Annotated in this window: 18 protein-coding genes; 13 read left to right on the top strand and 5 right to left on the bottom strand. The window is 62.4% G+C overall.

The window, feature by feature from the left end; genetic code table 11:
- Positions 1 to 6 precede the first annotated feature (6 nt).
- The 5 genes from SJY08_RS13540 (at position 7) to lpxK (ending at position 4,460) form a co-directional block, all read left to right on the top strand.
- A complete protein-coding gene (locus SJY08_RS13540) occupies positions 7 to 807 on the top strand; it encodes a 3'(2'),5'-bisphosphate nucleotidase CysQ (protein WP_377278597.1) in 801 nt (266 codons plus the stop codon).
- Positions 808 to 870: 63 nt separating this feature from the next.
- The gene (locus SJY08_RS13535) at positions 871 to 1,107 is read left to right on the top strand and encodes a DUF4170 domain-containing protein (RefSeq protein ID WP_006726614.1); all 237 of its coding nucleotides are present in this window, start codon (positions 871 to 873) and stop codon (positions 1,105 to 1,107) included.
- A 155-nt stretch (positions 1,108 to 1,262) separates the two neighbouring features.
- The gene (waaA, locus tag SJY08_RS13530; protein WP_203019926.1) at positions 1,263 to 2,582 is read left to right on the top strand and encodes a lipid IV(A) 3-deoxy-D-manno-octulosonic acid transferase; all 1,320 of its coding nucleotides are present in this window, start codon (positions 1,263 to 1,265) and stop codon (positions 2,580 to 2,582) included.
- Positions 2,583 to 2,604: 22 nt separating this feature from the next.
- Positions 2,605 to 3,312 (top strand): HAD family hydrolase, encoded by a 708-nt coding sequence (locus tag SJY08_RS13525; protein ID WP_054148820.1) that lies wholly within the window; start codon positions 2,605 to 2,607, stop codon positions 3,310 to 3,312.
- A gap of 113 nt (positions 3,313 to 3,425) precedes the next feature.
- Positions 3,426 to 4,460, top strand: a complete 1,035-nt coding sequence (gene lpxK / locus SJY08_RS13520; protein ID WP_377276232.1) for a tetraacyldisaccharide 4'-kinase — start codon at positions 3,426 to 3,428, stop codon at positions 4,458 to 4,460.
- A 3-nt stretch (positions 4,461 to 4,463) separates the two neighbouring features.
- Here lpxK and SJY08_RS13515 read toward each other — a convergent pair whose 3' ends face one another.
- The gene (locus SJY08_RS13515) at positions 4,464 to 4,694 is read right to left on the bottom strand and encodes a DUF2093 domain-containing protein (RefSeq protein WP_054148822.1); all 231 of its coding nucleotides are present in this window, start codon (positions 4,692 to 4,694) and stop codon (positions 4,464 to 4,466) included.
- A gap of 96 nt (positions 4,695 to 4,790) precedes the next feature.
- Positions 4,791 to 6,641: a DNA mismatch repair endonuclease MutL gene (gene mutL, locus SJY08_RS13510; RefSeq protein WP_377276229.1), complete on the bottom strand. Its 1,851-nt coding sequence runs from the start codon at positions 6,639 to 6,641 to the stop codon at positions 4,791 to 4,793.
- Between the two features lie 279 nt (positions 6,642 to 6,920).
- On the opposite strand from mutL, the gene SJY08_RS13505 reads away from it, so the two are divergent.
- Positions 6,921 to 8,666, top strand: a complete 1,746-nt coding sequence (locus tag SJY08_RS13505) for a response regulator (RefSeq protein WP_377276227.1) — start codon at positions 6,921 to 6,923, stop codon at positions 8,664 to 8,666.
- Between the two features lie 116 nt (positions 8,667 to 8,782).
- Positions 8,783 to 10,144: a bifunctional diguanylate cyclase/phosphodiesterase gene (locus SJY08_RS13500; RefSeq protein WP_054148825.1), complete on the top strand. Its 1,362-nt coding sequence runs from the start codon at positions 8,783 to 8,785 to the stop codon at positions 10,142 to 10,144.
- 12 nt (positions 10,145 to 10,156) lie between these two features.
- Here SJY08_RS13500 and SJY08_RS13495 read toward each other — a convergent pair whose 3' ends face one another.
- The gene (locus SJY08_RS13495; RefSeq protein ID WP_377276225.1) at positions 10,157 to 11,059 is read right to left on the bottom strand and encodes a LysR substrate-binding domain-containing protein; all 903 of its coding nucleotides are present in this window, start codon (positions 11,057 to 11,059) and stop codon (positions 10,157 to 10,159) included.
- A gap of 88 nt (positions 11,060 to 11,147) precedes the next feature.
- Here SJY08_RS13495 and SJY08_RS13490 point away from each other — a divergent pair, with 88 nt between their 5' ends.
- Together SJY08_RS13490 and SJY08_RS13485 are read left to right on the top strand one after the other, a co-directional pair.
- Positions 11,148 to 12,689, top strand: a complete 1,542-nt coding sequence (locus tag SJY08_RS13490) for a trimethylamine methyltransferase family protein (RefSeq protein ID WP_377276223.1) — start codon at positions 11,148 to 11,150, stop codon at positions 12,687 to 12,689.
- 17 nt (positions 12,690 to 12,706) lie between these two features.
- The gene (locus SJY08_RS13485; RefSeq protein ID WP_377276221.1) at positions 12,707 to 14,749 is read left to right on the top strand and encodes an FAD-dependent oxidoreductase; all 2,043 of its coding nucleotides are present in this window, start codon (positions 12,707 to 12,709) and stop codon (positions 14,747 to 14,749) included.
- 65 nt (positions 14,750 to 14,814) lie between these two features.
- Here SJY08_RS13485 and SJY08_RS13480 read toward each other — a convergent pair whose 3' ends face one another.
- On the bottom strand, positions 14,815 to 15,459 hold the full coding sequence (locus SJY08_RS13480; RefSeq protein WP_377276219.1) for a PRC-barrel domain-containing protein: 645 nt from the start codon (positions 15,457 to 15,459) through the stop codon (positions 14,815 to 14,817).
- A 208-nt stretch (positions 15,460 to 15,667) separates the two neighbouring features.
- Positions 15,668 to 16,504: an SMP-30/gluconolactonase/LRE family protein gene (locus tag SJY08_RS13475; protein WP_377278594.1), complete on the bottom strand. Its 837-nt coding sequence runs from the start codon at positions 16,502 to 16,504 to the stop codon at positions 15,668 to 15,670.
- A gap of 395 nt (positions 16,505 to 16,899) precedes the next feature.
- Here SJY08_RS13475 and SJY08_RS13470 point away from each other — a divergent pair, with 395 nt between their 5' ends.
- The 4 genes from SJY08_RS13470 to SJY08_RS13455 all read left to right on the top strand — a co-directional run bounded on the left by SJY08_RS13470 (position 16,900) and on the right by SJY08_RS13455 (position 22,187).
- Positions 16,900 to 17,637, top strand: a complete 738-nt coding sequence (locus SJY08_RS13470) for an autoinducer binding domain-containing protein (protein ID WP_377276217.1) — start codon at positions 16,900 to 16,902, stop codon at positions 17,635 to 17,637.
- Positions 17,638 to 17,982: 345 nt separating this feature from the next.
- Positions 17,983 to 19,137, top strand: coding sequence for an iron-sulfur cluster carrier protein ApbC (apbC, locus tag SJY08_RS13465; protein ID WP_377276215.1), 1,155 nt, complete (start codon positions 17,983 to 17,985; stop codon positions 19,135 to 19,137).
- 155 nt (positions 19,138 to 19,292) lie between these two features.
- Positions 19,293 to 20,270, top strand: a complete 978-nt coding sequence (locus tag SJY08_RS13460; RefSeq protein WP_069042040.1) for a magnesium transporter CorA family protein — start codon at positions 19,293 to 19,295, stop codon at positions 20,268 to 20,270.
- Positions 20,271 to 20,285: 15 nt separating this feature from the next.
- A complete protein-coding gene (locus tag SJY08_RS13455; RefSeq protein WP_377276213.1) occupies positions 20,286 to 22,187 on the top strand; it encodes a potassium transporter Kup in 1,902 nt (633 codons plus the stop codon).
- The last annotated feature ends 171 nt before the right edge of the window (positions 22,188 to 22,358 follow it).

Raw genomic sequence — 22,358 nt, 5'->3', positions numbered from 1 at the left:
GAGGCCATGCCGCACTTCGACTGGCAGGCGGACCTTGCGCTGATCACGGACGCTGCCCGCGAGGCTGGCAAGGTGGCAATGGCGCATTTCGGCCAGTCGCCCGAGGTCTGGTGGAAGAACGAGGGTCGCTCCCCGGTCAGCGCAGCCGACTATGCCGCGAACCGCATCCTGGAGGAGATCCTCCGTCAGGCGCGGCCGAATTACGGCTGGCTGTCGGAAGAAACGGACGACGATCCGGCACGGCTCTCCTGCGACACGCTTTTCGTCATCGACCCGATCGATGGCACCCGGGCTTTCCTCGCAGGCAAGAATACCTGGTGCGTCTCGGTGGCCGTCGTCCACAAGGGAGCGCCCGTCGCCGGTATTCTGGTCGCGCCGTCGCTGGGCGAAGAGTTTACCGCAACGATCGAGGGCCCCGCGCGCCGCAACGGCCAGGACATTTCGGTCTCGACGGCCGGCATCGAGGGCAGCCTGAAGTTCGCCTCGGCGCAGGACATGGTGGCAAGTTTCAGTTCGGCGATCAGACCCCGCATCGAGCGCGTCGATCACATACCCTCGCTCGCCTACCGGCTGGCGCTGGTGGCCGACGGCCGCATCGATGCGACGTTGGTGAAGAAGAGCAGCCATGACTGGGATCTTGCCGCTGCCGATCTGATCCTTGCGCGTGCCGGCGGGGCGATCACCGATCTCGACGGCGAAGCGCTCGTATACAACAGGCAAGAGGTGACGCATCCGGTGCTCTGCGCAGCATCGCGAGAGCTACTTCCAGCCTTGCTCAAGAACATCTCCCGAATTCCCCGGAGTTGACCTTTGGGGCGAAATCGCGCAGATGGTTCCCAACAGACTAGGAATGAGAAAAAGGCCGCAAACATGACGGAATCCAACGAAAACAAGCAGCTTCTCCATCTCGTTTTTGGCGGTGAATTGTCAAACCTTGAACAGGTGCAGTTCCGTGATCTGACCAAGCTCGATATCGTCGGCATTTTCCCGGACTATGCCAGCGCGCTTGTCGCCTGGAAGGCCAAGGCACAGGAGACGGTCGACAACGCCCATATGCGTTACTTCATCGTCCACATGCACCGGCTGCTCAATCCTTCAGAGAAGTAAGGACTGGTCGGCGGCCACCGCGCCGCCTCCGCATTCGACCTCTGATGGTCACGGTTTCAACTCAGTCTTCTTGCATCTCTCTTGTTGCGTAGCAACGCCTCCTGAACGGGAAGAACGGCATTGTCGATGAAGATGAGCAGGTTTGATCGATGGCACTGAGCGACGGTCTCGCATCCCTCGCTCTGACGTCCTATGGCTGGCTGGGTCTCGCCGCCTACCCGCTGTCACGCCCGCTGCTTGCCTATCGTGCCGCCAAGGGCAAGGAAGACCGCGCCCGCCGCAGCGAACGCTTTGGCCATGCGAGCCTTGCCCGACCCGCCGGTCCGCTCGTCTGGATCCACGCCGCAAGCGTCGGTGAAACGACGGCCGTCGTCGCCCTGATGCGCGAGCTGCGCCGTCGTGACATTCATGTACTCTTGACCACCGGCACGGTCACCTCGGCGGAAGTCGCAAAGAACCGCCTCGGCGACATGGTCCTGCACCAGTATGTGCCGCTCGACCTTCTCCCCTGCATCCGTCGTTTCCTCGACTACTGGCAGCCAGATGTTGCAATCGGTGTCGAATCCGAGATCTGGCCGACGACGCTTGCCGAACTGCATCGGCGTCATATCCCGCAGATCCTGGTCAATGCCCGCATGTCCGATCGGTCCTTTGATCGCTGGAAGCGCCATCCCTCGATCGCCGAAACACTGTTTGGCAAACTGGCGCTGGTGATTGCCCAGTCCGACCTCGATGCGGAACGCTTCCGTGATCTGGCCGCCTGGCCGGTCAGCGTGTCGGGCAATATCAAGGTCGACAGCGACGCGCCGCCCTGCGATGAGCAGGTGCTGGAGCGCTATCGTCAGCAGATCGGCGACCGCAAGACCTGGGCGGCGATCTCGACCTTCGAGGGCGAAGAGAAGATCGCCTCCATGGTCCACCGGGCACTCAAGGCCCATACCGGCATGCTAACCGTTCTGGTGCCGCGCCATCCCGATCGCTGCGACGAAATCGAGGCCATGCTGGTCGAAAAGGGTCTGGTGGTCGCGCGCCGCACGCGCGGCGATGTCATCACGCCCGAGACCGATGTCTTCCTCGGCGACACCATCGGCGAGATGGGGCTTTATCTGCGCCTGACGGAGGTCGCATTCGTCGGCCGTTCGCTTTCGGCCGAAGGTGGTCAGAACCCGCTGGAGCCGGCCATGCTCGGCTGCGCCGTGCTGTCGGGCCCGCAGGTCAGCAATTTCCGCGAAAGCTACCAGCGCCTCGTGCGCAAGGGCTCGGCCCGCATTGTCCGTGATGCCGAAATGCTGGCCAAGGCCGTCCATTTCCTGCTCAACAATGAAGTCGCCCGCGCGAAGATGATCGACGCCGGCCTCGAGAGCATGCAGGAAATGCGCGGTGCGCTGACGACGACCCTCAAGGGGCTCGAACCCTATATCAGCCCTCTCTCCGTCAAGGCCAAGCTCGAGCCGCGCGCTGCGGGCCAGAGCTGACACTCACCTCAGGACCTCTTTCATGAACGACAAACCCCGGATTGCCGGCATCCTGTTCGACAAGGACGGGACGCTGCTCGATTTTGACGCGAGCTGGGGACCGGTCAACCGGGAAGTGGCCCTGATGGCGGCGGATGGTGATCAAGCACTTGCCGATGCGTTGCTTCTGGCTTGCGGCATGGATCCGGTGTCCGGCGACATCGTACCGGACAGCCTGTTTGCGGCCGGCAATACGGTCGAGATCGCCGAAGGCATGATTGCGGCGGGTTCGCCGATTGCGCTGGACGTTCTGGTGCCGAAGATCGACGCGTGCTTCGCCAAGGCCGCAGAGTTCTCCGTGCCAGTGACCGAGCTTCAACCGCTTTTCGCCCGTCTGCATGGCAAGGGCCTTCGCCTGGGAATTGCCTCCAGCGACAACGAACGCTCGATCCGGGTTGCTGCCGAACGGTTCGGCATCATGCCCTTCGTCGACTACATCGCCGGTTATGACAGCGGCCACGGCAAGAAGCCGGAGGCCGGCATGGTGCTCGGCTTTTGCGCGGCAACGGGTCTTGCCCCGTCGGAAGTCGCCGTCGTCGGCGACAACAATCACGATCTGCACATGGGGCTGAATGCCGGTGCCGGCTTGAAGATCGGTGTCCTCTCAGGAACCGGCTCGCGAGAAACGCTGACCCTTCACTCTGACATGATCTTGGGCGATATCTCGGGGCTCGAAGCGCTTTTTGCCTGAGACACGCCGTGCCATTTCGGCACGCTCGCGCTTGACCATCAAGCGTTGCAATGGTTCTTGTTCCGCCGGTAAGGAGGCGTCCGCGGGGCGCTGAGGTCACGACAGGGACAAGAATGGTATCCGAGGCACCGCCCTTCTGGTGGACAAAGACCGGCTGGCAGGCAATCTGCCTCTATCCGCTCTCCTTCGCCTATGGCCGCATTTCCGGTGCCGTCATGCGCCATCGCCGCCGGCATGTCTTATCCGTCCCCGTCATCTGCGTGGGCAACTTTACCGTCGGCGGCGCCGGCAAAACGCCGACCGCGATCGCGATCGCCAGGGCCGCGAAGGCGCGTGGGCTGAAGCCCGGTTTTCTCAGCCGTGGTTACGGTGGCTCTCTCGATGTCACGACGGTCGTCGACCCGCATCATCATCGTTCGACGGCCGTTGGTGACGAGCCCTTGCTGCTCGCCCGCGAGGCGCTGACGGTCATTTCCCGCCGGCGGGTTGCCGGGGCCGAGAAGCTGGTAGCCGAGGGTGCCGATATCATCATCATGGATGACGGCTTCCAGAGTGCGCGCCTCATGGTCGACTACGCCCTGATTGTCATCGACAGCCAGCGTGGCATCGGCAATGGCTGGGTCGTTCCGTCGGGCCCTGTGCGTGCCCCGATCGGCATCCAGATGCGCCACCTTGATGCGATCCTGAAGGTCGGCAAGGGCGACGCCGCCGACCAGTTCGTCCGCAAGGCATCCCGCAGCGGCAAGCCGGTCCTGGTCGCCAATGTCGTGCCGAGCACCGGCCGCGACCTCGTCGGTTTATCCGTGCTTGCCTATGCCGGCATCGCCGACCCCAACAAATTCTATCGGACCTTGGGCGAGCTCGGCGCCGTCATCGCCGATCGTCAGGATTTCCCCGATCACCATCACCTCGCCGAGGACGAGATATCGGATCTCATCGCTCGCGCCGAAAGACAGGGCCTGCAACTCGTCACGACGGCCAAGGACAGCGTCCGCCTGTCAGGCGGTCATGGACGTTCGGAGGAGCTTCGGGAAAAATCGAGGGTCGTCGATGTCGACATGCTCTTCGACGACCCGAAGGCGCCGGACCTGATCATCGACCGGGCAATCGAAGCCTGCAGACGCAGGCGTCTCGGCAAGAAGGCCTGAGGCTCAGCGCCGCTGGTTGGGCAGCGCGCCCGCGCGCTTCTCGGCTTCGAGTGATGCTGCTGCATCCGCGTAAGGCTCCTGCCGGACGACGCTCCAGTAGCGTAGTTCATCGACCAGCACGGGCCGTCCGGTGATCGCGCAGGTGACGAAGGTCCCCGGTGTCAGGATCTGGAAATCGGCATCGAGATAGCGGATCTTGGCCTCGCGGTTTCCGCCGCCTTCGAAACGGTTCATCACTCTTCTCCTGCGCCGCGTGTCACGGAACTGCAATACAGCGCCCTCCGGGCGATTGAAAGATGGCTCGCCGTAAAACCCACCATCTGCGGCGGCTCAGCTACGTCCGAACAGCCGTTCGATATCAGAGAGCTTGAGTTCCACATAGGTGGGTCGTCCATGATTGCACTGGCCGGAGCCCGGCGTCTGCTCCATCTGGCGCAGAAGCGCGTTCATTTCCTCGACCCGAAGCCGCCGGCCTGATCGCACCGAACCATGGCAGGCCATGGTCGCCGCGACATGTTCGAGCTTGGCCGACAGCCGGTCGGCCGTATCCCATTCGGCGATTTCGTCGGCGAGATCGCGCACCAGCTGCGTCGCGTCCATTTCGCCGAGCATCGCCGGTGTCTCACGCACCGCGATTGCGCCCGGGCCGAAGCGTTCGATTGCAAGCCCCAGCTGTTCCAGGCTTTCCGCATGGGTCATCAGCCGGTCGCAGTCTTCTTCCGGCAGGTCGACGATCTCAGGGATGAGCAGACCCTGCGAGGGGAGCCGTCGGCCCGTCAACGCCTTGCGCATCTGCTCGAAGACCAGGCGTTCATGAGCGGCATGCTGGTCGACGATCACGAGACCGTCCTCCGTCTGAGCGACGATATAGTTGGCATGCACCTGTGCCCGCGCTGCACCCAGCGGATAGTTCGAGATTGCCTCGACAGAAGCGCTGGTAGGGGCAGGGGTGGTCACGACCGGTTCACTGCGGGCGGTCGGCACGGACAGGCTGTCGAATGCTGCCTGCGCCGCCTCGCCAAAACCGCGCGCAGCCGGTGCGGCCGCAGCCGCAAGCCCGCCGCCATAGCTTGGCGCACCGCCATAAAGAGGCCGAGACGGGGAACTGGCTGGAGACCACGCCTGTGCCGGCTGCGGCGAGAACCCGGGCCGGAAGGCGCGCAGCATGCCGCCGGCACTCGTTGTTGCCGCCCGGTCGCCTTCGCGCTGCAGGGATTGCCGGATGGCCCCGACGATCAGGCCGCGCACAAGGGCCGGGTCACGGAAACGCACATCCGACTTCGCCGGATGCACGTTGACGTCGACCAGCGCCGGGTCCAGCGTCAATGAGAGCACCGCCACCGGATAACGTCCCTGCGGGATCGTCTCGGCATAGGCGCCGCGAATGGCCGACAGGATCTGCTTGTCCTGCACGGGGCGGCCGTTGACGAAGGCATATTGATGGGCGGAATTGCCCCGATTGAAGGTCGGCACGCCGGCAAAGCCTGTGAGCCGCACATCCTCCCGCTCGGCATCGAGCTCGATCGCATTGTCCTTGAAATCGGCACCCAGTATCTGGGCGATGCGCGCCAGATGATCGTCGCCGGTGCCGGGAAATTCGAGTGTCGAGCGGTCCGTTCCCGAGAGCACGAAGCGGATCGCCGGAAAGGCAATCGCCATGCGCTTGACGATCTCGGTGATCGCGCCGGCTTCCGCCTTTTCCGTCTTCATGAATTTCAGCCGCGCCGGTGTGGCGAAGAACAGATCACGCACCTCGACCGTCGTGCCGGGATTGGCGGCTGCCGGGCGCACGTCCCCCACCTTGCCGCCGACCACGGCGATCTCGGCGCCGCTGTCGGCGCCGGCCGGACGGCTGGTGATCGTCAGCTTGGCGACCGAGCCGATCGAGGGCAGGGCCTCGCCCCGGAAGCCGAGCGAGCGGATGTCGAACAAGGTTTCGTTGAGCTTCGACGTGCAGTGTCGCCGGATCGCAAGCGCAAGATCCTCAGGCCCCATGCCGCAGCCATTGTCGATGACGCGCAGTAGCGTCTTGCCGCCGCCAGCCGTTGCCACCTCGATCCGGGTGGCGCCTGCGTCAATCGCATTCTCGATCAATTCCTTCGCCGCACTGGCCGGTCTTTCGATGACCTCGCCGGCGGCGATCTGGTTGATGAGCGTTTCGGAGAGCTGCTTGATGATCATGAACCCATTTTCGCGGATTCTTGGCTGCGACGAAAGACGAAATCGTAAGTGCGTGCGGACGATGTCCATCATTAAGCGGGCCTTAACGGAATGTCTCTAATCTGAACAATGACTTGCAATGTCTCTGAGCGCAGGTCCGCTGGCAGCGGAATGAGGACACAGCCGCGGTGTCTCTCGTGTGGGTTCCCGCCAGAAGCATGGTTCGGCATGTCTCCGTTATGGCATCAGCCCCACAAAAGTCTCGTTGCGTTCAGCAACGAGGTTCCAAGAGGCAGCAGTGTGAGCGAGTTTCCACCGGCCCCCGACCAGGACAAGAGACGGCAGGGGCACGACAATCCGTCGGCTGAAGCTGCGCTCGATGCTGCCCTGTTGGATGCGGTGTCCGAGGCCTTCTCCTCCGCCTTCATTGTCTATGATCGCAACGATCATCTGATCTTTGCCAGCCGCAGCGCCCGTCAGTTCCTGCCGCTTCCCGCCTCTTTCTTCGAGCCCGGCACGCGCCTGAGAGACATTCTCGGCGCCGCCTATGACCTCGGCCTGCGCCAGGCGGCGAGCGGCCAGTCGGAGGCAGTGCTCAGTCGCGAGGAATGGCTGACCCGCCAGATCGCCGCCCACTGGAAGGAACGCTACGAAATTCAGTCCTGCGACGACAGCAAGCGCTGGACCCGGTTCTCCAAGCGTCGTCTGCCCTCCGGTTTCGGCTTCTGCGTCATGAGCGACATCACCGAGCAGAAGCGTCGGGAAGAACAGTGGCGCGCTGATATCGAGCGCGTCCAGCTCACCGAAGAAATCCTCGACAATCTTGCCCATCCTGTCTTCGTTCAGGACCGCAACCTTCAGCTGGTAGCGGTCAACAAGGTCTTCTGCTCGGCTATCTCCGTCGGCGCCGACAACGCGCTGGGCGGCACGATCGCGTCCTTGTTCGAGGCAGAGGTCGCCGCGCGCCTCGCAATGGTTTCTCGTCAAGTGCTGGAAACCGGTCTCACATCCTCGCTGACCCTGCCCATGCGTCTCTACGGAGATCTACCGCGGCCGATCCTCCTGCATGTCCAGCGGGTCGGGACGCCCGGCCGCTACCTGATTGTCTCGAGCCTTGGCGAAGTCGGCAGTGGCGCTGACCTGCAGTCATACCCGGCCGAAATGCCTGAGACGCGCGAATATGAGGATGGTGGATACGCCGCGCTTGACGGACGGTTGAACGGCCGCAAGGCATTGCTCATCACCGGCGATCGCGAATTTGAGGCGCGCGCGCTGGAGATCCTGCAACTCCTCGGCCTCGACAGTTGCTGTGTGCGCAATGATGAAGAACTCGATGCCTTTCTGTCCGTGGCCCGCTCGGTGGGTGTGGTCATCGACCTTGCCATCGTCGATGTCGATCTCGACATGCAGTGCCTGGAGCTGCTTCAGGCCGTCGATATCGATTATCTGACGCTGGCGGAAAACGAAATCGCCACGGATCTGGCCTTTACCGTCCTCGATCGCATGACCGCCTTGCAGGCGCGACCATCTCCAGCGGACGACTGGGAAATCACCACTGAGGACGGTCCCGCACCACCGGAGTTCCCCTCGGCAATCCCGCCGCAGACGATGGCTACGCCAGCTCCGGTGAAGGTCTCACCACCACGCCAGCCCTCTCTCGTGCTCGTGGCCGAAGACAACGAGATCAACCAGATCGTCTTTTCGCAGATCCTCGAAGGTCTGGGCTATGCCTATCGCATCTGCGCCGACGGCGAAGCGGCGGTAAACCTCTGCTCTGAACTCAAACCGGCCATCGTGCTCATGGATGTGACGCTGCCGGGTCTGAACGGCTTCGAGGCGGCCCGCCGCATCCGCCAGTCCCCGGGGGACACATCGCTTCCGACGCCGATCATCGGTGTTCTCGCCCAGGCCTTCGACAGGGACCGCGAAGCCTGCTTCGCATCGGGCATGAACGATGTCATCCTGAAGCCGCTAAGCCCTGATGTCGTTGATCAGGCCATTCGTCGCCTCGTTCCCGATATCGCAAGACTGGCGTCCACAGCCTGACCCGATACCCGATTTTTGGGGTGCCTGCGGCCGCCGCTTTACATGCATCGATATGATAATTTTAATGTTTTGGACCCATTCTGGGACGTGTGAAAGAACCGTACCAGGAAGCATGAATGGGTGCCGCCGGAATCGTCTCTGACCCCATGGGCCAGAGCGACCACAAGACGACAGGCTACAGCGACCGCTTGACCGGCCTTGGCAATCGCCATCGGCTGGGTGACAAGGTGCGCCAGCTTGCAGCCGACCGCGCGTCCGACCCTGCCCCTTTCACCGTCGGCATCGTCAATCTCGACGGCTTCAAACCGATCAACGATCTGTTCGGCCAGGCCGCAGGCGACGAGATCCTCTGCCAGGTCGCTCATCGCCTGAAGGCCTGCGTGCCCGACGGTGCGACGGTGACCCGTCACGATGGCGACGAATTCGCCATCGTCCTGCCGCTGGTCTTCGAGCGCATTGGTGCGGAGCGCGCCGGCCAGTTGATCAAGGATGTGCTGTCCGCGCCTTACGATCTCGGTGACCGCAATGTGCGCCTCTCCGCCTCCCTCGGATTTGCCGTCTATCCTTTTGCCGGCGAGGATTTCGAAGAGCTGATGAAGAGTGCCGAGACGGCGCTTTACCGCTCCAAGCGTCGTGGCCGTGGCCAGATCACCGTCTATTCCCGCGAGATCGCTCAGGAGATGAAACAGGCGACGCAGCTCGAACAGGCGCTGCGCAATGCCATCATCAACGATACGGTGGACGTCCACTTCCAGCCGATCGTGCGGCTGCGCGACAACCGCATCGTCGGCTTCGAGGCGCTGGCCCGCTGGATCGATCCCGATCTCGGCTTCGTCTCGCCTGCCGTCTTCGTGCCGCTCGCCGAAGAGCGCGGTTTCATCGACACGCTGTCCGAGACGCTTTTGCGCAAGGCAGCCGAAGCGACGCTCGCCTGGCCGCGTGATCTCTTCCTGTCCTTCAATCTCTCCTCGGTCCAGCTGATGGACCTTAGGACCTCGTTCAATACGCTGTCGATCCTGAACAGCGTCGGCTTTGACCCGCGCCGCCTTGAGATGGAAATCACCGAGACGGCGGTGATGTCCTCGGCCGATACGGCACGGCGCATCATCAAGGAATTGAAGGACGCCGGCATACGCATTTCGCTCGACGATTTCGGCACGGGCCAGTCGAGCCTTGGCCGTCTGCGCGAATTCACCTTCGACAAGGTGAAGATCGACCGCGCCTTCGTCTCGGCGATCACCACCGACCGCACGTCCGAACATATCATCAAGGCGATCGTCAGCATGTGCGAGGGCCTGGATCTCGAGGTCGTCGCCGAAGGTATCGAGACGGAAGCAGAAGCCCAGAAGCTCCGCGAACTCGGCTGTGGCATGGGGCAGGGCTATTATTTCGGCAAGCCGGTCGATGCTGCCGCCACCCTGCGCTACCTCGCCGAGAACCACCACGACTTCGCGCTCGTCGACCGCGCCTCCGCCTGATCCTCTTCTCGCTCAGGTCTGTCTCAGCAACCAGTCGCGCACCCGCGTGGCCGCCGCACTGAGGTCTCGTGACCTCGGCCAGACGACATGGAAGGCCTGGCCGGTCCGGAGCGCATGGCCACCCACTTCGACGAGTTGCCCTTGCTCGATCAGCCGCTCGACCAGATGCCGCCAGCCAAGCGAAATGCCCTGGCCGGCGAGTACCGCCTGGATGACCAGAACATAATCGTTGATCGCCAGCCGCCGCCCGGTCGGCCGATAGTCGATGCCGGCCGAGGCAAACCATTCCGGCCAGCTACAGGCCTGCCGCACCGGTTCCTCCAGCCAGATCAGCCGGTGCCGGGCGATGGCTTCGGGACTGTCCGGCAAGCCGTTCGCCTCGACGAAGGCGGGGCTCGCCACGGCGGTGACGATCTCCGGCGCCAGTTCGGCTGAATGATAATGCGGCCAGTCCTGCGGATTACCACCGCGCACCCCGAGCGGGATATCCTCCTCGTCGAGGTCGAGATCCCGCACGCTGGTCTGGATTCTGAGATCGATATCGGGCAGGTCGTCCCTGAGGGCAGAAAGACGCGGCAGCATCCACATCGAAGCAAAGGCAGTCGAGGCGGCAAGCGTCACATTCACCTCACGGCCCTTCATCCGGATTTCCTCCGCCGCCCGGCCGATCCGAGAGAGCCCGGCCGATACGTCGGCATGAAACCGCTCGCCGACCTCCGTCAGGCGGGCTGCCCGATGCTGCCGCTCGAACAGCTGCGTCCCGAGCTGCTGTTCAAGCCCACGGACGGCATAGGACACGGCCACCTGCGACATGCCGAGTTCTTCCGCCGCCCGGGTGAAGTTCTCGTGTCGCCCGGCCGCTTCGAAAATCACAAGGGCATTAGCAGAGGGGATAAGGTTGCGAAATGTTGTCATAAGTTGAGCTTATTGCATCTCCAGCAATTTTCCAGCGTCACAGCCAATTTGCCTTGAACTACCTTGCGATAAAACGAGGGGAAGCGTCATGGACCAGGCACTTGCGGAAAACACGGGCACGCGCAGGCAGCGATCGGCTCGACGAGGGGGAGCCTTGGTCTCGCCTCTGGTGGTTCCGTACATCCGACGCAACATCCCGACCTATGACATCCTGTCGGAAGAAAACCTTCTGCGGATCGAAGCGGTGGCCGATCGCATCCTCGCCGAGATCGGCATCGAGTTCCGTGACGATCCGGCAGCGCTTGAACTCTGGCGCAAGGCGGGCGCCGAGATGGATGGGCTACGGGTGCGGTTCCCGAAGGGCATGCTGCGTGAAATCCTGAGCTCGGCCCCGGCAACCTTCACCCAGCATGCGCGCAATCCCGCAAACAACGTCGAGATCGGCGGCAATGCCGTCGTCTTCTCGCCGGCCTATGGCTCGCCCTTCGTCATGGACCTCGACAAGGGTCGCCGCTACGGGACGATCGAGGACTTCCGCAATCTGATCAAGCTTGCCCAGTCCTCGCCCTGGCTGCACCATTCCGGCGGCACGATCTGCGAACCGGTCGATGTACCCGTCAACAAGCGCCACCTCGACATGGTCTACAGCCACATCAAATACTCCGACCGCCCGTTCATGGGCTCGGTGACGGCAGAAGAGCGCGCCGAGGAATTGATCGAAATGGCCCGCATCCTCTTCGGTGCTGATTTCGTTGACCGGAACTGCATCATTCTCGGCAATGTCAACGTCAACTCGCCGCTCGTCTGGGACGGTACCATGACGCGGGCGCTGCGCGCCTATGCCCGCGCCAATCAGGCGGCCGTCATCGTGCCCTTCATACTGGGCGGTGCCATGGGCCCGGTCACCAATGCCGGCGCCATTGCCCAGTCGCTGGCCGAAACCATGGCCGGCTGCGCGCTCACCCAGCTGGAACGCCGCGGCGCGCCCGTCATCTTCGGCAACTTCCTCTCCTCGATGTCCCTGCGCTCGGGTTCGCCGACCTTCGGCACGCCGGAACCTGCGATCGGCTCCATGGTCATCGGCCAGCTCGCCCGGCGACTGAAACTGCCGCTGCGCTGTGCTGGAAACTTCTCCAATTCCAAGCTGCCGGATGCCCAGGCCATGCAGGAGGGCGTCATGTCGATGATGTCGGCAGTGCATTGTGGCGCAAACTTCATCCTGCATTCGGCCGGTTTCGTCGATGGACTGCTCGCCATGTCCTACGAGAAGTTCGTGATGGACACCGACTTCTGCGGCGCGCTGCATTCATACCTCGCCGGCGTCGTGGTCGACGACAACACACTTGCCATGGATGCCTTCGAAGAGGTCGGTCCGGGCAGTCATTTCTTGGGCTCCGCCCACACCATGCGCAACTACCAGGCCGCCTTCTGGGACTCGGCCCTCTCGGACAACGAGCCCTTCGAAAAGTGGTCGGAAGCCGGTTCAACCGACATGGCGACGCGTGCCAATGCCCGCTGGAAAAAGACGCTCGCCGAATATGAAGCGCCGCCTTTGGATGTCGCCATCGACGAGGCGCTTCTAGACTATGTGGATCGCACAAAGCGCGCCAAGCCGGACGCCTGGTATTGAACGGGAACGCATGACGAATGACCGGGAACCGTGATCCCCTCCTCCAGCCCTTCCAGCTGAAGCACCTGACGCTGAAGAACCGCATCATGTCGACGGCGCATGAGCCGGCCTATTCGGAAGGGGGCATGCCGACCGAGCGCTACCGGCTCTATCATGTCGAAAAGGCCAAGGGCGGCATCGCGCTCACGATGACGGCGGGCTCGGCCAGTGTCAGCCGCGACAGCCCGCCCGCCTTTGGCAATCTCTTGGCCTGGAAGGACGAGATCGTCCCGCATCTGAAGCGCCTGACTGACGACTGTCACGAGCATGGCTGCGCCGTGATGATCCAGCTCACCCATCTCGGCCGCCGCACCAACTGGAACAAGGGGGACTGGCTGCCGGTGCTTAGCCCCTCTCCGATCCGTGAGCCCGCCCACCGGCATTTCCCCAAGGAGATCGAGGATTGGGACATTGAGCGCATCGTCGAGGACTATGCGACAGCCGCCGCGCGAATGCAGGAAGCTGGCCTTGATGGCATCGAGTTCGAGGCTTACGGCCATCTGATGGACAGCTTCTGGTCACCGGCCACCAACCGGCGCGAGGATGAATTCGGCGGCTCGCTCGACAACCGGATGCGCTTTTCCAACCTGGTGATATCAGCCGTCAGAAAGGCCGTCGGCCCTGAGTTCATCGTCGGCATCCGAATGGTTGCCGATGAGGATTGGGACAAGGGCTTGAGCCGCGACGAGGGCGTCGAGATCGCCAAGCGTTTTGCCGCCGGTGGCAAGATCGACTTCCTCAACATCATCAGGGGACACATCGAGCACGACGCGGCGCTGAACAACGTGATCCCCATCCAGGGCATGGCGGCTTCCCCGCATCTCGATTTCGCCGGTGATATCAGGGCGGCAACTAAATTCCCGGTCTTCCACGCCGCGCGCATCGCCGATGTCGCGACGGCTCGCCATGCGATTGCCGAGGGCAAGCTCGACATGGTCGGCATGACCCGCGCCCATATCGCCGATCCGCATATCGTGAGAAAGATCATCGAGGGCCGCGAGCACCAGATCCGCCCCTGCGTCGGCGCGACATACTGTCTGGACCGCATCTATGAAGGCGGCGAGGCGCTTTGCATCCACAATGCCGCCACCAGCCGAGAGGCGCTGATCCCGCACGACCTGCCCAAGTCAGAAAAACCTCGCAAGGCCATTGTGGTGGGGGCAGGGCCGGCAGGTCTCGAAGCCGCGCGCGTGCTCGCCGAACGCGGACACCATGTCGAGGTGCTGGAGGCATCGAGCCGCGCCGGCGGCCAGGTGAACCTGCTCACCCGCAATCCGCGCCGCAAGGAAATGGTCGGCATCATCGACTGGCGTCTGGCGGAACTCGAACGCCTCGGCGTGACCATCTACTATGACACCTATGCCGGTGCCGACGACGTGCTCGCCTTCAATCCCGATCTGGTGGTCATCGCGACCGGCGGCATCGCCCAGTCGCCGGAACTGGAGACGGGCGATGATCTCGTCACCTCGAGCTGGGACATCCTGGCCGGCAGCGTGAAGCCCGAGGGGCCGGTTCTGCTCTACGACGACAATGGCGGGCATCCCGGCATGAGTGCCGCAGAGGTCATCGCCAATGCAGGCGTCGAACTCGAAGTGGTCTCGCCGGAACGCCTTTTCGCGCCGGAGATGGGCGGCATGAACCATGTGCCCTATGCCAAGACCTTTGCCGAAAAGAATGTCCGCGTCACGATCAACACCAAGCTGGTTGGCGTCCGCCGCGATGGTAATGCTCTGCTCGCGACACTCGGCTCCGACTTTTCAGATGTGAGGGTGGAGCGGCGCGTCGCGCAGGTGGTGGTGGAGCACGGCACCATGGCCAATGCGGATCTCTATCTCGAACTCAAGCCGCTTTCACGCAATCGCGGTGCTGTCGACTATGCCGCGCTGATCGCGAGACGCAAGCCGCTGCCGCTCAAGGATGAGGCCGCCAGCTTCGACCTTGTACGCATCGGGGATGCGGTCGAAAGCCGCAACATCCACGCTGCCGTCTACGATGCCCTGCGCTTTTGCAGCCTGCTTTAGCGCATAGCAAAAGGCGGCGCCGAAGCGCCGCCCCTTAGGACCTTAACACGTCCCACGTTCCGGGATTAGTTATCCGTCGACGAGGTGGTGGTGCCGTCGGTCGGAGCCATTGTGCCGGTCGCATCACTCGCATCGGCCTGATCTTCGAGAGTCATGAACTCCGGAGCGTTGCGCAGGCTTTCAGCCGTTTCCGTGGTTGTCAGGCGGACTTCCGCTTCGGCAACGACTTCGGCCTGGGTCTCGCCATCGGCTGCTGCATCAGCGGCATCGCCGGAAGCGGTTTCGCGGGTGATGGTGATCTTGTCGAACGGGATGGCGACATCCTTTTCGCCGATGCCGAGGAAGCCACCTACGCCGACAACCGCAGCCACTACGCCACCGTCCTTGGCAACGAGCAGATCGTTGATGTCACCGATCGACTGGTTGTCTGCGGTGTAGATCGACTTGCCCATGAAGTCGCTGACCGAGATCTGGTTCTCGGCCTGCTGCGTCAGATACGTGGCCGAGCCAGCAGCGTCAGCGGTGGTCGCCATCGAGCCGTCCATCGAAGCATCCGGAGTGGCCGGAGCCGGCATCGTGGTGGTGCCGTCCGTAGCAGCCGGCGGCGTGGTCGTTGCGCCCGGAGTGGCGTCCTGAGCGACGGCAAACGGGGCCATGGCGGTGGAACCGAGCAGCATGGCTGCGGCGAGGGTCTTGAGAGACTTGTTCATGGTGGACCTACCTTTCCTCTGAGATGGTCTGGGACTGACGCTGCCTCAGCTGATGTGCTGGGCGGCATCGGTTCGAGAGGAAAATGTCCGGCGGCCTTGATCGTTCCGTTGCCGAAGTGCTGAATATTTTGAATGGGTTGCAGGAACAAAATGCAAAGAAAGCAGTTTGCGGGGCCGCTTTTGGCCCCGCGTCGTCAATCCGTTTTACTCAGAGTTTGAACCTCGGTTCTGACTTGCCCTTGACGCTCACGCCGAGATCGAAGGTCATGCCTGCAAGCCTGTCTTCGGCCCTTTCTGCGTCGCTCAGGCCCTCCCAGCAGGAGGTCACAGCGAGGCGATCGAGATTGGCGCCATAAAATGCCGGGCAGGTCGGCCGGCGCATCGCGGCTGCGTAGCGGGCGATATGCCGACCGTCGGGCGCATAGCGATCCACCGCGCCGCCGTCCCAGTTGGCGTTCCAGATCGTGCCTTCGAGATCGACGACCGATCCGTCTATGACGCCCTGACGCTGAGACTGATCGATGAACACCGTCGGAGCGCCAGTGGGAAGGCCAGTCGCTGCATCGAGTTCGACCCGCATCATGTGGTTGATCTTCGAATCGTTGAAGTAGCCGACGCTGCCATCCGGCGAGAAGCAGATGCCGTTCGGAATGCTGACGGCGTCAGAGAGCTTGGTCACGGTCGTTCCCGCGACATGGTAGATGGCGCCGGCGCCGGTTTCGGCAGTCCGGCTCATCGTCCCGATCCACAGGGCGCCGCTCGGATGCACGCGGCCGTCATTCGAGCGGTTCTGCGGCTTGTCCTCGATTTTTCCATAGGGCGAGAGGGTGCCGCTTGTAGCATCGCGCAGGAAGAGCCCCTGGTCGGAGGCGATCAGTTGCCGCTTCTCGTCGACGATAGCGAGCACGCTGCCGAGGAAGGGCAGGGCGTGTCTCTTCAGACGGCCGCCGGCAACATCGAGCTCGCACAGCGTCTTGCCGAGGATGTCGAACCAGAACAGCGCACCAGTCGTCGGGTCATAGGTCGGGCCCTCTCCCAGTTCCATGCGCTCTTCGGATAGCGTCCTGCCGGTAAAGCTCTCTGTCGCGATCACACTCTTCCTCCTTGTCGATTTCTTCTAAATCTGCCGTACGACTAAGGTCGCAAACAGGGGTTTACGGTAAAATTTATGGGGTATCTGGACCCTCGGCGCTTTACAAGTCTATGCTCCGCCAACTCAGGGGAACAGATTCGGCTTTGATGTCGCCTTTGGGTGTTCCTTCAAGCATTCCGATCGCAAGGTCTCTGACACGGGAGCAGGCGAGATAAAGGACCGGCTGCAGCCAGGTTACCCACGCCTTCGATCCGCAGCCAATGGCAGGTATTGTAGCAGTTGACGTATACGTCTTGGACAATCTCCTCGATAATCACGACCGGTGACCCGGTATGGACGGGTGTGTGATGACGAACCAGGACATGGCAGCCGCGGAGCGTGTCGAGGGTCTGATCACGGACGTGAAGGGGTTCAAGACCCAGTTCGACGTCTTCCGCTTCATGAAGCGGGTGACGGAGCTCTACGGCGCCCGTGCCTTCATGGTGCTGAACATGCCGGGTGCTACGGCACAGGAACTCGGCAGCAGTTCGATCATCACCAACTGGCCTTCCGATCTGTTGACCGAGTTCGATCAAATTTCCCTGTTGTCGGGCAGCCCTGTGCTGGCCCATCTGCGTCGCTCATCGATCCCCTTGCGTTTCGACATCGATTACGTGGCGCAGCAGCGGGACAGCCGCTCCGGCGAAATCTCCAAGGCGCTTTTTACCCGCTTCCGCATGAACCGCGGGTCCTATTTCCCCGTCCATGATGCAACGGGTGCACGAGGGGTTGTATCCTTCATTGGCGACCGCGAGCCCTTCAACACGCTCGAGATGATGGAGCTCGCCTATATCGCGACGCATGTTTTCAACCGCCTCGCTGAAATCCGCGAGATGGACAGCCGCAACAGTGACATGCTGACCGAACGGGAGCTCGACTGCCTCAACTGGACGGCGGCCGGCAAGACCAGCGTCGAGATCGCGGAAATCCTGACGCTCTCCGAGCACACGATTAACCACTACCTGAACCGTGCGACGAAGAAGCTGGACGCGGTCAACCGCACCCAGGCCGTCGCCAAGGCCCTCCGGCTCGGCTTGATAAAGTAAGGGTAAACGCTGGTGCATTTTTGTGCGCCACACATCATGTCAGCCTAGTTTCCCGGCACAATCCCGATCTGGTGACGCCCGTGGCATGCTTCAAGGCCGCATTTCCCGCCCTTTCAAAACTGGCACGCTTTCTGCATTGCTAGTGTCAGTCCAGAGGGGACGTTGCACGACACCCGTCAAAGGGTGCAGCCTGACAAGCCGCCGCGGGGGGTGCTCTCCGCAGGCGGCTTGTCTGTTTCTGCCACAAAGGTCGCAGCCCTAAGCCGCATTTGTTGTTGGCGAATGTCTCATGCTCCATTATCTGATTTCCCAGACTTAAAAGACGTAAGCGGAAAGAAGATTGAAATGGCCGAACTGTCGCGTGATCGGGTGATTGAGGCGCTGAAGGGAATCCGCGGACCGGATCTCGATGGCAACATTGTCGACCTCGGCATGGTCTCGGATGTCTTCATCTCCGACGGAAAGGTCTACTTCTCCATCAACGTGCCGGCCGAGCGCGCCCAGGAACTGGAACCGCTGCGCCAGGCGGCAGAGCGTACGGTAAAGGCCTTGCCCGGTGTGAACGGTGCGGTCGTCAGTCTGACCGCCGAGCGCAAGCAGGGCTCCACGCCGCCGCCGCCACGCCCGCAGCCTGCAGCGCCCACCCACAGCCACGGCCACAGTCATGGCCCGGCGAAGAGCGGACCTCAGCGCACGAAGGCCGGCGTCCCCGGCATCGAAGCCATCATCGCGGTCGCCTCCGGCAAGGGTGGCGTCGGCAAGTCGACCACGGCGGTCAACCTGGCCCTGGCCATGAAGGCAAACGGCCTGCGGGTCGGCATTCTCGACGCCGATGTCTACGGCCCTTCCATGCCGCGCCTTCTCGGCATTACCGGACGCCCGCAGCAGATCGAGAACCGCATCATCGTGCCGATGGAAAATTACGGCATCAAGGTCATGTCGATGGGCTTCCTCGTCGATGAAGGGACCGCGATGATCTGGCGCGGCCCGATGGTCCAGTCGGCCCTCATGCAGATGCTGCGCGAAGTCGCCTGGGGCGATCTCGACGTGCTGGTCGTCGACATGCCGCCGGGCACCGGTGATGCGCAGCTGACCATGGCCCAGCAGGTGCCGCTGTCGGGGGCGGTCATCGTCTCCACCCCGCAGGACCTTGCCCTCATCGACGCGCGCAAGGGCCTGAACATGTTCAACAAGGTCGAAGTACCCGTGCTCGGCATCGTCGAGAATATGAGCTATTTCATCGCGCCCGACACCGGAAACCGCTACGATATCTTCGGCCATGGTGGCGCGAGAGCCGAGGCCGAGAAGATCGGCGTGCCCTTCCTCGGCGAAGTGCCGCTCACCATCTCGATCCGCGAGACCTCGGATGCGGGAACTCCGGTCGTGGTGAGCGAACCGGACGGGCCGCAGGCGAAGATCTACCGCGACATCGCGACCAAGGCCTGGGAACAGGTCAAGGCTCGATCGGGTCGCGCAGCGCCGGCGATCGTCTTCGAATAATCGCTGAGCAGCGGCCTCGACCGGCCATTGCTTTGCCCCGTCGAGGCGTGCGTCGGCTGCATTGCTGTGCTGCAACAATTGCTTTGGCATTCCATTCGGGACTATGATTGTCTCCGGAGCTTAACCGCGCGGCGTGCCATGAAGGTGACCAGTCCTTGATAAGGGCCTATCGACGAGACGGAAGTGCCGAAATCATCGGCATCGAGCCTCAAGCCAGCAATTTCCCCGATGACATCATCTGGATCGACCTGATCAAGCCGAGCCGCGACGAGGAACACTTCGTCGAGAGCCGGATCGGCATTCCGCTGCCGACCCCGGATGAGCTGAAGGACATCGAACCGTCCAGCCGGCTCTATGTCGAGCACGATGCGATCTACATGACGGCCTCGCTGCTCTACAGGGCCGATTCCAGCTATCCGCTGCTCACCGACGTCGCCTTCATTCTCCATCGCGGGCGCCTCATCACCATCCGCTATGCCGAGCCCAAGGCCTTCGAACTCTTCAGTGCGAGCCTCCTGCGCCTGAACGGACAGTGCGACACCGGCGCGAAACTTCTCGGCCATCTCTTGGAGACGATTGTCGACCGGACCGCCGAGATCCTGGAAACGCTGGCCGCACGCCTCGATGCGCTCTCGATCACGGTCTTTGTCAATCGCAAGGCCGCCAAGCGTCGTCCGCCGCGCTTCCTGGAAGACAAGCTGCTCGATATCGCCAGCCATCATCAGCTCGTGGGGAAGGTGCGTGACAGCCTCGTCTCCTTGTCTCGCCTGGTTCTTTTCCTCCAGTCGCAGCCGGCGGTGCGCCGGGAGGAAGAAGCCGCAGAACTCTGCGGCCTCGTTGTCCGCGACCTTCAATCGCTTGGCGAGCACGCGGCTTTTGTCGCCAACAACATCACCTTCATGCTCGATGCCTCGCTCGGCCTCATCAATGTCGAGCAGAATGCCATCATCAAGATCTTCTCGATCGCCTCGGTTGTCTTCCTGCCACCGACCCTTGTCGCGTCGATCTACGGCATGAATTTTCAGTTCATGCCGGAACTCGGATGGAACTTCGGATACCCCATGGCGCTTTTTGCCATGCTGCTCTCCGCCATCATCCCCTTCTTGTTTTTCCGTTGGAAAGGCTGGCTCTAAAGAGCCTGGTATCCCATGCCACAACTCGATCACCAGCCCTCGGCTGGTCCGAAGGATGCACGCAGTCTTTTTCTTCTCGCGCTCGGTTCTGTCGGTGTCGTCTATGGCGACATCGGCACCAGCCCGCTTTACGCCTTCCGCGAGGCGCTGAAGCCGATCGGTGTCGACGGCATCACCCGCGTCGAAATCATTGGCCTCATCTCGCTGATGATCTGGTCGCTGACGATCATCGTGACGCTCAAATATGTCCTCTTCCTGCTGCGTGCCGACAATGACGGCGAAGGCGGCACCCTGTCGCTTCTGGCGCTGCTCTCGAAGTCGGCAAACGGTCACGGTCCGGTCCTGATGGTGCTGGGCCTGATCGGCGCCGCACTCTTCCTCGGCGATTCCATGATCACGCCGGCGCTCTCGGTCTTGTCGGCCGTCGAGGGATTGAAACTCGTCGCGCCGGACATGTCCGATTACATCGTGCCGATCTCGCTTGCGATCCTGATCGGCCTCTTCGCGGTCCAGTCACGAGGAACGGGGGCGGTGGCCCGCTTCTTCGGGCCGATCACGGCGCTCTGGTTCATCGTCATGGCAGCTGGCGGCATTATCCATATCTTCGACGACGTCGGCATCTTTGCCGCCTTCAATCCATGGTATGCGGCAAGCTTCCTGCTGCACGAAGGCTTCCTCGGCATTGTTGTCCTCGGCGCCGTGTTCCTCACCGTCACGGGTGCGGAAGCGCTCTATGCCGACCTTGGACACTTCGGCCGCAAGCCGATCCAGCTCGCCTGGTTCGCGCTCGTCTTTCCGGCGCTCGTGCTGAATTATCTGGGGCAGGGGGCGCTGGTCCTCAGCGATCCCTCTACGGCCTCGGATCCATTCTTCCTGATGTTTCCATCCTGGGCGCTGCTGCCGATTGTCATCCTCGCGACCTTCGCCACCATCATTGCCAGCCAGGCGGTGATCACGGGTGCGTTTTCGCTGGTTCGCCAGGCGATCCACCTCGGCTTCCTGCCGCGCATGCAGATCCTGTTCACGTCCGAAACCCAGAGCGGCCAGATCTACCTGCCCTCGGTCAACACACTTCTGCTCGTCGGCGTTCTCTCGCTGGTTCTTCTCTTTGAAAGCTCGGAAGCGCTGGCCACGGCCTACGGCATCTCGGTGACCGGCGCCATGGTGGTGACGACCATCATGGCTTTCGAATTCGTCCGCAAGAAATGGAACTGGAGCCTGGCGCTTGCTGCAGCAGTCCTGACCCCGCTCCTTCTGCTCGAACTGGTCTTCCTCGGCGCCAACCTTTTGAAGATCCATGATGGCGGCTACATACCGGTTCTTTTCGCCGCAGCCTTCACGGTGGTCATGTGGACCTGGCGTCGCGGCACGGCAATCCTCTTCCAGAAGACCCGCCGCGACGATGTCCCGCTCGAAGCCTTTGTCGCCATGATCGAGAAGAAGGGCGAGCACAGCCCGGCCTGCGTGCCCGGCACGGCAATCTTCCTGACCAGCGACCCGACCCGCGCGCCGGCCGCCTTGATGCACAATCTGAAGCACAACCACGTCATCCATGAGCGCAATATCATCCTGACCATCCGCACGCTGGGACGCCCTCGCATTGCCGAGGAGGATCGGTTCGAGGTCGAGGAATTATCGGAACGCTTCTCGCGCGTCGAAATCCGCTTCGGCTTCATGGAAACCCAGAACGTCTCCAAGACGCTGGCCAGCCTGCGCCGCGGCGGGTTGAAGTTCGACATCATGTCGACCTCCTTCTATCTCGGCCGTCGCAAGCTGGTGGCAGGGCAGGGCATGGGCATGCCCCACTGGCAGGATCGGCTCTACATCGCGCTTGCGGAAGCCGCAGCAGACCCGTCCGACTATTTCCGCCTGCCGGCCAACCGGGTGATCGAACTCGGGTCACACGTCATCATCTGACCGGCCCAACGTTCCTCCGTGAGCTTCAGGACCGTCGGCACGCCCGGCGGTCCTGCCGCATTTGTCCGGATGCTCCCAAAGCTGTGATCGCGCATTAACCAAGCATCAAGGTTAACGAGAGATATTCCTCTAATGTAATCCTGTTTGGGTTCGAAGCATCGGGCCCGTGTC

This window comes from Rhizobium sp. R86522 (assembly GCF_042466255.1).
Taxonomy (GTDB): Bacteria; Pseudomonadota; Alphaproteobacteria; order Rhizobiales; family Rhizobiaceae; genus Allorhizobium.
The sequence above is the reverse complement of the archived record's forward strand: the minus strand, read 5'-3'. Positions and strand labels throughout refer to the sequence as shown.